This window comes from Streptococcus mitis SK564 (assembly GCF_000148525.1).
Classification (GTDB): Bacteria; Bacillota; Bacilli; order Lactobacillales; family Streptococcaceae; genus Streptococcus; species Streptococcus mitis_H.
In genome coordinates this window covers 47,577-60,970 of the sequence record NZ_AEDU01000019.1, presented here as the reverse complement: position 1 = coordinate 60,970, position 13,394 = coordinate 47,577, and the positions used below count along the sequence as shown (strand labels likewise).

The following is a 13,394-nucleotide window of genomic DNA, read 5'->3' as shown; positions in this document are numbered from 1 at the left end:
ATATTCCTCGATTATCTAAAAAAGAGTCGCATGATGTCATTCCAGGTCACAGCAATCATCAAGACAACCATGATGACCACTCCGGCCAAGGTGACATAGGTTTCAATTTCTTGTTTCAATGGTTTGCGGCGGATGGCTTCTAGGATATTGAGCACAATCTTACCACCATCCAGAGCTGGAATCGGAATAAGGTTAAAAATCCCGATATTGATGGAAATCACTGCTAAGAAGTACAAGACATTCTCAATTCCATTTTTAGCAGCATCACTACTTGCCTTAAAGATGGCAACAGGTCCACCTAGCTTGTTCAAATCCGGTTGGAAAATCAGATTTTTCAGAGCTGATAGAATTCGGAGAGCTGAGTCAGCTGCAGTTGTAAATCCACCTACAAACATGGATAGAAAGTCCGACTTAATTCCCGGTTGAACACCTAGAAGGTAAGGACCTTGATTTTCTTCAGGAGTAACAGTTACTTGTTTGTCACTACCCTTTTCGGAAATAGTCACATCCAAGGTCGGTGCCGTCTTATCTTTGGTTTCTGTTTCAACAGCTTGGATCAAGCTTTCCCAGTTGCTAATCTCATGTGAGCCAATCTTGGTAATCTGAGCCGTTTCTGGCACTCCTACCTTAGCCAAAGCCCCTTGGGGCATGACATGGAACTGGTTTGTCTCAACATCTCTGACACCACCCTGCATGAAGATTAAAATCCAGAAAACAACAACACCTAAGATAAAGTTATTCATAGGTCCTGCAAAGTTGGTAATCAGTTTGCCCCAGATAGTTGCATTTTGATATTGCACATCCAAAGGAGCAATTCGAACCTCAGTTCCATCTGCTTCCACAACCGTTGCATCGTGATCCACTGCAAATGTTTTTTCTTCTTCCAGAACCAATCCTTTGATAAAGAGCTTGTCTTCAAAGTCAAACTGGGTCACCTGCATAGGAAGAGCTGTTTGATCCAATTTTTTACCTGAAAGATTGATGCGTTTAACCTTACCATCATCAGTAAGCGTCAAACTGACAGGAGTTCCTGTCTTGATTTCAGTTGTATCATCACCCCAACCAGCCATGCGAACATAGCCACCCAGAGGCAAGATGCGAATGGTATAGGCCGTTCCATCCTTGCCAATATGAGCAAAGATCTTGGGTCCCATGCCAATGGCAAATTCACGCACTAGAATCCCTGATTTCTTGGCAAAGTAGAAGTGTCCGAACTCGTGCACCACTACAATAATCCCAAAAACCAGAATAAAGGTTAAAATTCCGAGCATAGTATTTCCTCCGTCTTTTGATTAAAAGAGTCCAAACAAGTGCATGATTGGAAATACAAGCAACATACTATCGAAACGATCCAAAACACCACCATGTCCAGGGATAAATTTCCCAGAATCCTTAACACCAAAGTGACGCTTAATCGAACTTTCTAGTAAGTCACCAAATTGTCCAGCAATGCTAAAGAAAATAGCAAAGACCGACATCTTGTAAATTCCATACGGAAGAGCAACTGTACTGTCAACTATCATAAAGATGATGGTTACTAAAATAGCACCTAAAATACCACCCAAGGCACCCTCAAAGGTTTTATTTGGAGAAACCGTTGGAGCCAGTTTCCGTTTCCCAAAGTTCATCCCAGCAAGATAGGCACCACTGTCGGTAGCCCAGACGATACACAAGGCCAATAGAGCCTTATCTAAACCTGCAACGCGAGCATCTAGTAAAGCATTAAATCCAAAGCCTACATAGAAACTCATAGCAAGCGGGAAAACAGCATCCTCAATCGTATAGGACTTGCTAAAAACGGTCGTTCCCAACATGATTGAAATCAAAACACTATAGGCAACCACATTCCCATCAACTGGTAAAAAAGTCAGATAATTCTCCAAGGGAATGGTCAAAGCAAAGGTTGCAAAGAGGGTCAAGAGGCCCTCCATCGTCATGGTCTCTAGACCTCTCATCTTCAAAAGTTCATGCATGGCTAGCATGGCTATGATTCCAATTGCTATCTGAAGCAAGAGTCCCCCAATCATTAAAATTGGTAGGAAAATAGCCAGGGCAATCCCTGCAAACAAGGTTCTTTTCTGTAAATCCTGTGTCATATTTCCTCCTAAACTCCTCCAAATCGGCGATGACGACGATTGTAGGCAAGAATGGCTTCCTGTAAGGCCGCCTCGTCAAAATCAGGCCACAAGGTATCCGTAAAATAGAGCTCACTGTAGGCTCCCTGCCATGGAAGGAAATTGCTCAAACGCAATTCTCCACTAGTACGGATAATCAAGTCTGGGTCTCGTAAGTCCTTAGGCAAATGCTGGGTAAAAAGATAATTACCAATCAATTCCTCTGTGATGTCACCTGGGTTGATTTTGGCATCTAAAACATCCTGAGAAATCAACTTAAGAGCCTGTGTAATCTCAGCACGTCCACCATAGTTGAGGGCAAAATTAAGAATTAATCCTGTGTTGTTCTTAGTTAATTCCTCAGCCTTGGTCAGAGCTTCAAAGGTTTGCTTAGGCAGGCGGTCCGTTTCCCCAATCATTTGAATCTTAACATTATTCGCATGCAATTCCGGGACATAATTATCATAAAACTCTACTGGCAAGTTCATGATAAACTTGACTTCCTGATCTGGACGGGTCCAGTTTTCTGTAGAAAAAGCATAGACCGTAATAACCTTAACGCCTAGTTTGTTGGCTGCCTTGGTCACAGTTTGCAATGCTTCCATGCCCGCCTTATGTCCGAAGACTCGCGGTTGCATACGTTTCTTAGCCCAACGACCATTCCCATCCATGATGATGCCGATATGAGCAGGAACCTGTGTCGGAACCTCTACTTCCACAGCCTTATCTTTCTTAAAAAATCCAAACATGATCTTATTCCTATTCAAAAATCTATCGTTTCATTATACCATATTTCCCTATTTTCTTCTATCACTAAGCTATTTATACTCTTCGAAAATCTCTTCAAACCACGTCAGCTCTATCTGCAACCTCAAAACAGTGTTTTGAGCAACCTGCGGTTAGCTTCCTAGTTTGCTCTTTGATTTTCATTGAGTATTATTCTCAGGCACAAAGCCCATTTTTCAAAAAAATAAGCCGCCTGATTGGGCGACTCTATTTTTTATAGGGAGATTATTATGAAAAAGTTTTAGGAGTTTAAGTTAAGATCTTCTTAACTTATGAACTTAGTATACACTTCCTAGCTTAAAGTTTCCTTAAGTATTTTTAAAAATCAAATTTTTCCATTTCTCCTGCCAATTTTTCTTGGATAATCGTGTTTGATAGAGAACCATTCGGTCTTGATTCTCTGAAAAATGAGGAGTTGGACGAACTTGAAAATTCAAAATATCCTCCAAACCGTATGGAGTAAAGAGTTCCAAAACGGATTTTTCATTCAAGCGCAGTCCAACAGCCGTACATCGTTCTGGATACTTACTCATAGCATCACAAGAGCTGCTATAGGGAGCAGTATGAGGGCTGTGCTGGTGCATATAGACTTGATTTTTCAATTCCCACTGGTACTGAGGAAAGTCCTCTCTCAGTTTTTTCTCTAGGGACAAGGTTTCCTCATAAGAAATATCTGGATCAAAGAAAATCACATCTACATCTGTTTCACAGTCAAAAGGGGATTTGTCTGACAAGATATTCCAGATGAAATTTCTGACAGAACCTGCTGCCAACCAAGAATCTTTCAAACCAAGGTCTCGGATGATAGTCAGAATAGCCATCATATCTGAATTTTTTCTAAAAGCCTCTAGAATTTCTTGCTTATTTTTCATTGTACTCATACCCCAAATGATCATATGCCTTAGCAGTCGCCACCCGTCCAGAACGTGTCCGCATGATAAAACCTTTTTGAATCAAGTAAGGCTCATACATGTCTTCGACAGTCTCGCGCTCCTCGGCAATATTAACAGAAAGAGTTCCTAAGCCGACAGGGCCACCACCGTACATCTCAATCATGGTCCGGAGAATTTTTTGGTCCACATAGTCCAAACCTTCATGGTCAACATCCAGCATAGTCAAAGCCTTATCGGTAATAAGATCATCAATAGTCCCATTCCCCATAATCTGGGCAAAATCGCGCACGCGCTTGAGGAGACGATTGGCAATACGAGGGGTTCCACGACTACGTAGGGCTAATTCAGATGCTGCCTCATGAGTGATTTCCATCTCAAAAATATCTGCCGTCCGCTCGACAATTTCTGTCAAGTCAGCATGGGCATAATACTCCATATGACCTGTAATCCCAAAACGTGCCCGTAGTGGATTTGAGAGCATACCAGCCCGAGTCGTCGCACCAATCAAGGTAAAAGGTGGCAACTCCAAATGAACACTACGACTGCCTTCACCAGCCCCAATCATGATGTCAATGTAGAAATCCTCCATAGCACTATAAAGCACCTCTTCCACTGACATGGGCAAACGATGAATCTCATCAATAAAGAGAACATCCCCAGGCTCTAAGTCATTCAAAATCGCTACCAAATCCCCAGCTTTTTCAATGACTGGACCCGAAGTCTGCTTGAGATTTACTCCCAGTTCATTGGCAATTACAAAAGCCATGGTCGTTTTTCCCAAGCCTGGAGGGCCAAATAAGAGCACATGATCCAGTGCTTCATCCCGCATTTTGGCAGCTTCGATAAAGATTTGAAGCTGGTCCTTGACCTTATCCTGCCCGATATATTCACGTAAATACTGAGGACGGAGCGTGCGTTCTACTAACTCCTCATCCCCCATTATCTCATTATCTAAAATTCTACTCATAGCTCTATTATATCAAAAAACCAAGCCACAAACAAAAAAGCCACTGGATTGGTGCCTCCCGAGTTTAACACTTATGTGGAATAATATTCTACGGCACTACTACACCGCCTACGAAAGGAAGTAAGATAGTCCATGATGGAATTAGTACTCAAAACTATCATCGGACCAATTGTGGTCGGTGTCGTTCTTCGATTAGTCGATAAATGGCTAAACAAGGATAAATAGTGTCAAAAAAGACCTCAAGCTTATTTGGACGTGAGCTTGGGGTCTTTTCTAGCCTATGATATAGAACTAGTACTCAATTCCTTTTTATTATCCCATAGTTCACAAAATTTGTCAAAACTTTACATTCTCAGCTTCTCAAGCTTTAACCGCTTTACAACAATATGATGACTCACTCCTTGACAACCAAGAACATTATTAAAGTAGTTCTAACCCTTCAATTCACAGACGCTTGCAATCAATTTGAGGTTGAAGTAACAACAAACCTATTTCTTAGTCATATTCGCTAAAAAGATCCCCGCCAATTCCCCGACCAAAATCCGAAAAATACCGAAAAATACCGAAAAATATCGGAAAATGATTTTTAGAATAGTCCCCAAAAGCCTGAAATAGAGCCAAAAAATCCACCTGATTGGGTGACTCCCGAGTTTAGCACATATGTGATATAATATTTTACGGCACTTCTACACCGCCTGCGAAAGGAGGTGAGATAGCCCATGATGGATACAATACTTAAAACTATCATCGGACCAATTGTGGTCGGTGTCGTTCTTCGCTTAGTCGATAAATGGCTAAACAAGGACAAATAGTGTCAAAAAGACCCCAAGCTTATTTGGACGTGAGCTTGGGGTCTTTTCTAGCCTATGATATAGACACAATACTTAATTCCCTTTTATTATCCCATAGTTCACAAAATTTGTCAAAGGTTTATATCCTCTTGAACCTCTGTACTACAAGACGTTCAAGATTAAGCGAAAGCTATCGGAAAATGATGTTTAGAAAACTCCCGAAAAGCCTGAAATAGAGCCAAAAAACTCCACCAGATTGGGTGACTCCCGAATTTAACACTTATGTGGTATAATATTCTACGGCACTGCTACACCGCCTACGAAAGGAGGTGAGATAGCCCATGATGGAACTAATCCTTAAAACTATCATCGGACCAATTGTGGTCGGTGTTGTTCTTCGCTTAGTCGATAAATGGCTAAACAAAGATAGATAGTGTCAAAAAAGACCCCAAGCTTAATGTGGAAGTTAGCTTGGGGTCTTTTCTAGTCCATGATATAGAACTAATCCTTAATTCCTCTCCATTATCCCACAGTTCACAAAATTTGTCAAAACTTTACATCCCCAGCTTCTCAAGCTTTAACCTCTTTACAACAAGACTTTCAAGTTTAAGAGAAAGTTAAGGATTCTATCAATTTCATAGAAATTTTGATTTAGTAAACGAAGAGACAATCTTATATGTCACTTCTCATTTAATACGCCACTACTAGACAAGCAAAATCATTATTACAGTAGTTCCAGTCCTTCAATTAACAGTCACTTACAATCAAAGTGAGGTTGAAGTAGCTGAAGTAACAGCAAACCTATTTCTTAGTCATATTCGCTAAAAAGATCCCCGTCAATTCCCCGACCAAAATCCGAAAATACCGAAAATTATCGAAAAATGATTTTTAGAATAGTCCCAAAAAGCCTGAAATAGAGCCAAAAAACTCCACCTGATTGGGTGGAGTTAAGGGAGATTATTATGAAAAAGAAAAGTTTAGGATTTTATTAAATAAAGTTAGGAGGTCTTTATTTAATAACTATATGATACAAGACAAAGCTTAAAACTAGCTTAACTTTTCTCAAATTCTAGCATTTTTTAAAAATTTCTATCAGCATCACCTCACCCCACAAAAAAGCCACCTGATTGGGTGGCTTCATTAGGAGATTATGATGAAAAAAAGTTTTAGGATTTCATTAAATAAAGTTAGGAGGTCTTTATTTAATGACTATATAATACTAGACCATCCTTAAACTTTGCTTAAGAAAAAATAAGTTTTGTTATTTTTCTCGATTCACCCAAGTCATCCCTATACAATTATAGGTGGATAAGATTTCAAAGCCCATAGAACGATAGAATCCCAAGGTTTTTTCTGTCTGTTCTGTCACCAGCTGGACTTGATAGGCATCTTTGTAATCCTCTAAAGCCTCTTTCATTAGGGCACTACCAATCCCTTGGCGCTGATAGCTAGGCAAAACAATCAAATCCTGTACAAAAACTGATGAAAATCCATCTCCAACCAAACGAATCAAGCCCACCACAGCATCGCCATCAAGCGCCACATAAATCGCTAATGAATGAGATAAGGCCTGCTCCAGCATCTGAGGTTGATTTGTATAATTTGTCCAACCGACAGCCTGATAGAGATGCAAAACGTCCTTTAGCTTGACAATTTCTTGCTTTTTAATAGTGATCATGTCATCACCTCTTAGAGTTCTCTCAAGCTCTTGTACTGCTGTCCATTTTTATCAAAGTTTTCAGGACACAACCATGTTTCCAAACGAGCTTTGATTTTTGGCCAGTCCTTATCAATCATAGACAACCAATCCGTATCCCTCGTACGCCCCTTATAAATCACTGCCTGACGGAAGGTTCCTTCATAAATAAAGCCCAAACGTTCCGCTGCTCGTCTTGATGGCAGGTTAAGAGCATCGCATTTCCACTCATAGCGACGATAGTTAAGCTCCTCAAAAACATAGCGAGCTAGGAGATACTGAGCTTCAGTTCCTATCCGTATGCCCCTTAGCTCTGGAGAAAAAGTGACAGCTCCCACTTCTATTACTCGGTTATTCTGGTCAATACGCATGAGAGAAAAAGTTCCCAAGGCCTTACCAGTTTCCTTGTCTATAATTGCATAGTAAAAGCGATCCTTACGAGCCAACATCTGATTTAAAACGGCAACCAGCTCCTCCATATCTGCCACTGGTTCCTGAAAGAGGTAAGTCCACATCTCCCGCGGAGTATCTGGACCATAAACAGCTAGCAAATCCTCCGCATGCTTCTCCACTGAAAGAGCTTCTATTCGAGCATAACGCCCTTCTAAGAAATTAATAGAAGGCAATTCACCTGGTGTATAACCTTCCATTGACTCCCCAATCATTTGACCATATTCATTTACTGGCATTTTTCTTCTCCTTGTTTTACGCTGAAAATACTATATCACAAATTGTTCTCTTTGGAAACTGGCACTGTCTTCAAACTTCATCCTCAACACTATATTAGTGACCCGTTTTCTGTCTTTTATCCTCTAAGGCTTGATTAATTCGTTGGGTGAGTTTGTGAGTTTGCCAGACTTGATACAACCATATCAATCCATAAATTAACAAGAAAAAGAACCAAATCAAGGGACTCCACAAGGCTGAACCCCAACCAAAAAATAGAGAGGTCAATACTAAGATAGTAGCTGTAACTAATAAATGAACTCCTACACGTATACTAAAAGCAAGAAACTCTAGCTTTTCAAGTATTAAAGTCAATACCCCCATAATTCCACCCATTAAAAACAGAGCTAGAATATTTTTTACCATTGGTGCAGGATAGGTAATGCTTGGATAACACTGAGCTAATAACATCATACTCAAATAAAAGAAGGAAGCCGTGCGCATTCCCGATACAAAATAATCAATTAATCGTTTCATGATTTTCTCCTATAAACCTAGATAATTCATTAAGGACTTAACGTATTTCCGACTCACACTAGATTTTATGCCCCGAGTCATTTTAGCCATCATGTTCCCTGAAAAACTATCTGATAACGATTCTAAGTGGTCAATGTTTATAATTGAATGGCGTGATATCTGTATAAAGTTACGCCGATTAATCCGATTCTGAAAGTTTGTCAATGTTTCCTTAGTTTTATAAATCCCATCTACCGTATAAATGGTTAACAAGTTCTTATCGATATCTGCTAGAATAAGATCCTCAATCTTCACCATGACCAGATGATCATCCGTTCGAATAGGAATGACCACCTGATTGGTCGTTGAAAATTGTTCTAAATACTCCATGACTTCCCTTGCTTGGTCGGTTAACTGAGCTGCCTGAATTACAATATGTGGGTCCTTTTCTGAAAACTCTGCCTTCATTTCAAAACGAATCTTCATTTTCTCTCCAATGTACTTTTATTTTCTCTTGCTAAATACTTTAACAAACAAAAGCCAAAGAAGAATAGCGATGAGACTGATAATAACCACTATAAAGTATGTCTCTTCCTTTGTCAATAGTTCTTGCCAGTTGATTTGGATTCCCATTTTTTCTTGAAATTCCTTTAACAAGCTGCTATTTCCTGTAAATGCGGTCTCTAATGGTTCTTTCATTAAAATTTGTCGATAAAGAGAAGCAATATAAGTTGCAGGAGTACACTTCATGATAATCTGTGCAAAATCAGGTAAAACTCCAATAGGGACATAAGTTCCTACTAAAAATCCAGAAGCAGTTCCCACTATAGTTGCCAGTTTACCAAGACTATCTACAGATTGAAAACGATAAATCAAGAGAATATTTATCAAACTTGAAAGCAGACTACTTAACAACATAATCAAAGCAATTTCCGGTAAATGACTGATAACTGGACTTTCTTTAAAATAAAGCCCCATAACAGCAAACATAAACACCTGCATGACAAAAGAGATGGCAATACTACTGATTAGATAGGACACCTGTAACCCCCAGCTACCTAAATCTGTCAAGAAGAGATCTTGATCCACTTGATTTTCACGATCCTGTACCATTTGTGTAAGAGCCGTAAAACTGGTTGTAATCCCAGTCACAGCCAAGGTCCCACCCATCAACCAGTTATTTAAAAGGTTCGTATTATCAGGGAGTTGGGACCAAGCATCTGTCAAGTTCTTCTGCAAAAAAATGATATAAAGGAGGAAGGAAATCAATGCCCCCAATAATGAGAAAAATACTCCTGAACGATTACGAAAATATAAGATAAAATTCCGTTTCAATAAAGCTAGCATTAGCGAACCTCTCTTCCTGTAAGTGCAATAAAGGCATCATCCATGGTACCTGGACGAAACTCAAAAGAATCAATTTCTTCTCGTACTTTTGCCAAATATTCAATAGCTTCCAGTGATGTCCTTGGATAAAAAAGATATTCCAACTCATTTTCTTCCTTTACTGTCATTCCAGTCTGTAGCAACTTTTCTAAATCCTTCATTTCTTTAAAACGAATTTTTAGAATATTAGATGCATACTGACTTTTAATAGCCGTCGCAGAACCTTGCGCAATCACTTTCCCATGATCAACGATATAAATCTGATCCGCTTCATCCGCTTCATCCAGATAATGAGTCGTTAAGATAATAGTCATCCCTTCATCCTTTTGTAGTCGAGACAGTAAATCCCAAATGGCTTTGCGAGTCTGAATATCTAGACCTGTCGTTGGTTCATCTAAGAAAAGAATATCTGGCTGTGAAAGAAGAGCACGCGCAATATCAACCCTACGTTTTTGCCCACCTGACAAAGTCCCATATAGTTGCTTCTGGAAAGCAGTCAAACCCAGTTGATGGATCAAATCATCCACACGACTTGCTGCAATCTCCTTATACTGTTGAGCACGAATCGTAAGATTTTCCCTAACCGTCAACATCTCATCCAGTACACTAGCTTGAAAAACAACTCCTATTTTCGTATTTGGCGCATATCGAATCTGACCTTTTGTAGGCTTTTTCAAACCGATTAACATGGAAATGGTGGTTGATTTTCCTGCACCATTGGGACCCAAAATAGCATTAAAACTCCCTTTTTCAAACTCTAACTGAATATCATCAACAGCCATATGATCGCCGTACCGTTTAGTCAAATGTTTAGCTTGTAAAATCATATTTCTTCCCTCCTTTTATCTCACTAGTTTAGCAAAAAGTATGAAAGAAAAATCGACTTTTGAGATAAGTGGTTAAAATGAGAGGTTAAGTGGTGAGATGGTGGAAACAGAATTATATTTTCATTCAAAAAATCCTCCAGATTCTACTCTGAAGGATTCCTATCTTATTTCACAACGATATTAACGAGTTTAGTTGGCTCAAACAGTTTGGGGAACTGTTTGAGGTTGCAAACGAGCCAATAAATTGGTTATTTCACAACAATATTAACCAATTTATTCGGTACCGCAATCACTTTCACGATTTCCTTACCGTCAATTTCTGCTTTGACTTTTTCATCAGCTAGAGCAATCTCTTGCAATTCTTCGCGTGATAGATCTTTAGCAACCATGAGTTTGGCACGGACTTTACCTTTGATTTGGACGACGATTTCGATTTCGTCTTCAACCAATTTACTTTCGTCCCATGTTGGCCAAGCCACGTAAGAGATTGACTCACCTGTTGCTGCAACAGTTTGCCAGAGCTCTTCTGCCAAGTGAGGTGCAAATGGTGCAATCAACTGAACGAAGCCTTTGGCGTAGTCTACATAGAGCTTGTCTTCCTTGTTGGCAGCGTTGACAAAGACCATGAGTTGGGCAATAGCTGTGTTGAATTTGAGGGACTCGATTTGCTCTGTTACAGATTTGACTGTTTCGTTGTAGACCTTGTCAAGAGCGCCATTGTTTTCCGCAAGGATTTCTTTACTTGTAATCAAACGGTAAACACGGTCAAGGAACTTACGGCTTCCTTCCAGACCTTCTTCTGACCAAGCGATTGAAGCATCAAGTGGCCCCATGAACATTTCATAGACACGAAGGGTGTCGGCACCGTATTGTTCCACCACATCGTCTGGGTTAACAACGTTCTTAAGCGATTTAGACATCTTAGCTGGTGCTTGCTCCAACTCTTCCCCTGTTTCTACATGGAAGAAGGAACCGTCACGTTTTTCAACCTTGTCAGTCGCCACAAGAGCCCCACGGTGGTCACGGTAGCTGGTTCCCAAAATCATCCCTTGGTTAAAGAGTTTTTGGAATGGTTCCTTAGTTGGAACAACACCGAGGTCATAGAGGAATTTATGCCAGAAACGAGCGTAAAGCAAGTGAAGAACGGCATGCTCTGCACCACCCACATAGATATCTACTGGCAACCATTGTTTGAGAAGATCCTCGTCAGCCAATTTCTCAGTATTGTGTGGGTCAATATAGCGGAGGTAGTACCAGCTTGAACCTGCCCATTGTGGCATGGTGTTGGTTTCACGACGACCCTTGACACCATCTTCACGAGTCACTTCAAGCCAGTCTGTCAAGTTAGCTAGTGGACTTTCTCCTGTACCTGAAGGGCGAATATCCTTGGTTACTGGCAAGACAAGTGGCAATTCACTTTCAGGAACAGCTGTTGAAGTCCCATCTTCCCAATGAATGATTGGAATTGGCTCACCCCAGTATCGTTGACGGCTAAAGAGCCAGTCGCGGAGACGGTAGGTAACCTTCTCTTGTCCACAGCATTTTTCTTCCAACCAAGCCACAATCTTGGCAATAGCGTCTTCTTTGTTGAGTCCATCTAGGAAGTCTGAATTAACGTGAAGGCCATCTTCTGTGTAGGCAGCTTCTTCAACATTTCCACCTTCCAGCACCTCTACGATTGGAAGGTCAAATTGTTTGGCAAATTCCCAGTCACGTTGGTCATGGGCAGGAACAGCCATGACCGCACCTGTACCATAGCTAGCAAGAACATAGTCCGCAATCCAGATTGGAATTTCCTTGCCATTGACAGGGTTGATGGCATAAGCACCAGTCCAAACACCAGTTTTTTCTTTGGCAAGGTCGGTACGAGCCAAGTCAGATTTGAGGCTAGCTTGGTGTTTATAGTCTGCAACTGCTTCTGCTTGCTCTGTGCTTGTGATGGCGTCAACCAAGTCATGCTCAGGAGCCAAAACAGTGAAAGTCGCACCGAAAAGAGTATCAGGACGAGTAGTAAAGACAGTGAATTCCTTATCAGTTCCCTTAACCTTGAAGGTTACATTAGCACCAGTTGATTTCCCAATCCAGTTACGTTGCATGTCCTTGATAGACTCCGGCCAGTCAAGTTCATCCAAATCATTAAGCAAGCGCTCTGCGTAGGCCGTGATTTTGAGCATCCATTGGCGCATTGGCTTGCGGACAACTGGATAGCCTCCACGCTCAGAAGTTCCGTCAGGAAGAACCTCTTCGTTAGCAATGGCTGTTCCCAATTCCTCAACCCAGTTTACTGGTACTTCCGCTTCATAGGCCAAGCCTTTTTCGTAAAGCTTGGTGAAAATCCATTGAGTCCACTTGTAATAGTTTGGATCTGTTGTATTGACTTCACGATCCCAGTCATAAGAAAATCCAAGCGCATTGATTTGGCGTTTGAAGTTAGCAATGTTCTCAGCTGTAAATTCTGCTGGGTCATTACCCGTATCCATAGCGTATTGCTCTGCAGGCAAACCAAAAGCATCCCACCCCATTGGGTGAAGAACATTGTAGCCTTGCGCACGTTTGAAACGGCTGAGGATATCGGTTGCAGTATAGCCTTCTGGATGTCCTACGTGCAGACCAGCTCCAGACGGGTAAGGGAACATATCGAGAGCATAAAACTTAGGTTTTGATGCATCTGTTCCTGTCTTAAATGTATGATGTTCTGCCCAGTAGCCCTGCCACTTAGGCTCAATTTCTTTATGATTGTAAAAACTCATGG

General features: G+C 40.8%; 15 protein-coding genes. 3 read left to right on the top strand and 12 right to left on the bottom strand.

The window, feature by feature from the left end; translation table 11 throughout:
- Nucleotides 1-11: 11 nt before the first annotated feature.
- The 5 genes from rseP to ruvB form a co-directional block, all read right to left on the bottom strand.
- Nucleotides 12-1,271 carry an RIP metalloprotease RseP gene (gene rseP / locus SMSK564_RS09085; RefSeq protein WP_000900677.1) on the bottom strand — a complete coding sequence of 420 codons (1,260 nt, stop codon included), beginning with the start codon at nucleotides 1,269-1,271 and terminating at the stop codon, nucleotides 12-14.
- Nucleotides 1,272-1,292: 21 nt separating this feature from the next.
- The gene (locus tag SMSK564_RS09080) at nucleotides 1,293-2,096 is read right to left on the bottom strand and encodes a phosphatidate cytidylyltransferase (protein WP_000189854.1); all 804 of its coding nucleotides are present in this window, start codon (nucleotides 2,094-2,096) and stop codon (nucleotides 1,293-1,295) included.
- 8 nt (nucleotides 2,097-2,104) lie between these two features.
- A complete protein-coding gene (locus SMSK564_RS09075) occupies nucleotides 2,105-2,863 on the bottom strand; it encodes an isoprenyl transferase (RefSeq protein WP_000466719.1) in 759 nt (252 codons plus the stop codon).
- A gap of 345 nt (nucleotides 2,864-3,208) precedes the next feature.
- Entirely contained in the window at nucleotides 3,209-3,781 is a 573-nt protein-coding gene (locus SMSK564_RS09065; protein WP_025170908.1) for a nucleotidyltransferase family protein, read from the bottom strand.
- Nucleotides 3,762-4,760 carry a Holliday junction branch migration DNA helicase RuvB gene (gene ruvB / locus SMSK564_RS09060; RefSeq protein ID WP_020902702.1) on the bottom strand — a complete coding sequence of 333 codons (999 nt, stop codon included), beginning with the start codon at nucleotides 4,758-4,760 and terminating at the stop codon, nucleotides 3,762-3,764. Before ruvB ends, SMSK564_RS09065 begins: the two co-directional genes overlap by 20 nt.
- 132 nt (nucleotides 4,761-4,892) lie before the next feature.
- Here ruvB and SMSK564_RS0102590 point away from each other — a divergent pair, with 132 nt between their 5' ends.
- From SMSK564_RS0102590 to SMSK564_RS0102580, 3 genes are all read left to right on the top strand, one after another.
- Entirely contained in the window at nucleotides 4,893-4,985 is a 93-nt protein-coding gene (locus SMSK564_RS0102590) for a type I toxin-antitoxin system Fst family toxin (protein WP_000970382.1), read from the top strand.
- Between the two features lie 494 nt (nucleotides 4,986-5,479).
- Nucleotides 5,480-5,572 carry a type I toxin-antitoxin system Fst family toxin gene (locus tag SMSK564_RS0102585; RefSeq protein WP_000969509.1) on the top strand — a complete coding sequence of 31 codons (93 nt, stop codon included), beginning with the start codon at nucleotides 5,480-5,482 and terminating at the stop codon, nucleotides 5,570-5,572.
- A 320-nt stretch (nucleotides 5,573-5,892) separates the two neighbouring features.
- The gene (locus SMSK564_RS0102580) at nucleotides 5,893-5,985 is read left to right on the top strand and encodes a type I toxin-antitoxin system Fst family toxin (RefSeq protein WP_000970296.1); all 93 of its coding nucleotides are present in this window, start codon (nucleotides 5,893-5,895) and stop codon (nucleotides 5,983-5,985) included.
- 827 nt (nucleotides 5,986-6,812) lie between these two features.
- Here the strand turns inward: SMSK564_RS0102580 and SMSK564_RS09055 are convergent.
- The 7 genes from SMSK564_RS09055 to leuS form a co-directional block, all read right to left on the bottom strand.
- Nucleotides 6,813-7,229, bottom strand: a complete 417-nt coding sequence (locus SMSK564_RS09055) for a GNAT family N-acetyltransferase (RefSeq protein ID WP_000628410.1) — start codon at nucleotides 7,227-7,229, stop codon at nucleotides 6,813-6,815.
- Between the two features lie 11 nt (nucleotides 7,230-7,240).
- Nucleotides 7,241-7,936, bottom strand: coding sequence for a GNAT family N-acetyltransferase (locus SMSK564_RS09050; protein WP_001144929.1), 696 nt, complete (start codon nucleotides 7,934-7,936; stop codon nucleotides 7,241-7,243).
- 94 nt (nucleotides 7,937-8,030) lie between these two features.
- A complete protein-coding gene (locus SMSK564_RS09045) occupies nucleotides 8,031-8,450 on the bottom strand; it encodes a DUF3021 domain-containing protein (protein WP_000825500.1) in 420 nt (139 codons plus the stop codon).
- Between the two features lie 9 nt (nucleotides 8,451-8,459).
- Nucleotides 8,460-8,915, bottom strand: coding sequence for a LytTR family DNA-binding domain-containing protein (locus tag SMSK564_RS09040; RefSeq protein ID WP_000701930.1), 456 nt, complete (start codon nucleotides 8,913-8,915; stop codon nucleotides 8,460-8,462).
- Nucleotides 8,916-8,933: 18 nt separating this feature from the next.
- Nucleotides 8,934-9,776: an ABC transporter permease gene (locus SMSK564_RS09035; RefSeq protein WP_000880491.1), complete on the bottom strand. Its 843-nt coding sequence runs from the start codon at nucleotides 9,774-9,776 to the stop codon at nucleotides 8,934-8,936.
- On the bottom strand, nucleotides 9,776-10,642 hold the full coding sequence (locus SMSK564_RS09030) for an ABC transporter ATP-binding protein (protein WP_000602873.1): 867 nt from the start codon (nucleotides 10,640-10,642) through the stop codon (nucleotides 9,776-9,778). Before SMSK564_RS09030 ends, SMSK564_RS09035 begins: the two co-directional genes overlap by 1 nt.
- A gap of 248 nt (nucleotides 10,643-10,890) precedes the next feature.
- On the bottom strand, nucleotides 10,891-13,392 hold the full coding sequence (gene leuS, locus SMSK564_RS09025; protein ID WP_000011721.1) for a leucine--tRNA ligase: 2,502 nt from the start codon (nucleotides 13,390-13,392) through the stop codon (nucleotides 10,891-10,893).
- Nucleotides 13,393-13,394: the final 2 nt, after the last annotated feature.

Bases quoted from the DNA above. Each gene is read 5' to 3' on its own strand.
- rseP (WP_000900677.1), bottom strand. From the start codon at position 1,271: ATGCTCGGAATTTTAACCTTTATTCTGGTTTTTGGGATTATTGTAGTG.
- SMSK564_RS09080 (WP_000189854.1), bottom strand. From the start codon at position 2,096: ATGACACAGGATTTACAGAAAAGAACCTTGTTTGCAGGGATTGCCCTG.
- SMSK564_RS09075 (WP_000466719.1), bottom strand. From the start codon at position 2,863: ATGTTTGGATTTTTTAAGAAAGATAAGGCTGTGGAAGTAGAGGTTCCG.
- SMSK564_RS09065 (WP_025170908.1), bottom strand. From the start codon at position 3,781: ATGAGTACAATGAAAAATAAGCAAGAAATTCTAGAGGCTTTTAGAAAA.
- ruvB (WP_020902702.1), bottom strand. From the start codon at position 4,760: ATGAGTAGAATTTTAGATAATGAGATAATGGGGGATGAGGAGTTAGTA.
- SMSK564_RS0102590 (WP_000970382.1), top strand. From the start codon at position 4,893: ATGATGGAATTAGTACTCAAAACTATCATCGGACCAATTGTGGTCGGT.
- SMSK564_RS0102585 (WP_000969509.1), top strand. From the start codon at position 5,480: ATGATGGATACAATACTTAAAACTATCATCGGACCAATTGTGGTCGGT.
- SMSK564_RS0102580 (WP_000970296.1), top strand. From the start codon at position 5,893: ATGATGGAACTAATCCTTAAAACTATCATCGGACCAATTGTGGTCGGT.
- SMSK564_RS09055 (WP_000628410.1), bottom strand. From the start codon at position 7,229: ATGATCACTATTAAAAAGCAAGAAATTGTCAAGCTAAAGGACGTTTTG.
- SMSK564_RS09050 (WP_001144929.1), bottom strand. From the start codon at position 7,936: ATGCCAGTAAATGAATATGGTCAAATGATTGGGGAGTCAATGGAAGGT.
- SMSK564_RS09045 (WP_000825500.1), bottom strand. From the start codon at position 8,450: ATGAAACGATTAATTGATTATTTTGTATCGGGAATGCGCACGGCTTCC.
- SMSK564_RS09040 (WP_000701930.1), bottom strand. From the start codon at position 8,915: ATGAAGATTCGTTTTGAAATGAAGGCAGAGTTTTCAGAAAAGGACCCA.
- SMSK564_RS09035 (WP_000880491.1), bottom strand. From the start codon at position 9,776: ATGCTAGCTTTATTGAAACGGAATTTTATCTTATATTTTCGTAATCGT.
- SMSK564_RS09030 (WP_000602873.1), bottom strand. From the start codon at position 10,642: ATGATTTTACAAGCTAAACATTTGACTAAACGGTACGGCGATCATATG.
- leuS (WP_000011721.1), bottom strand. From the start codon at position 13,392: ATGAGTTTTTACAATCATAAAGAAATTGAGCCTAAGTGGCAGGGCTAC.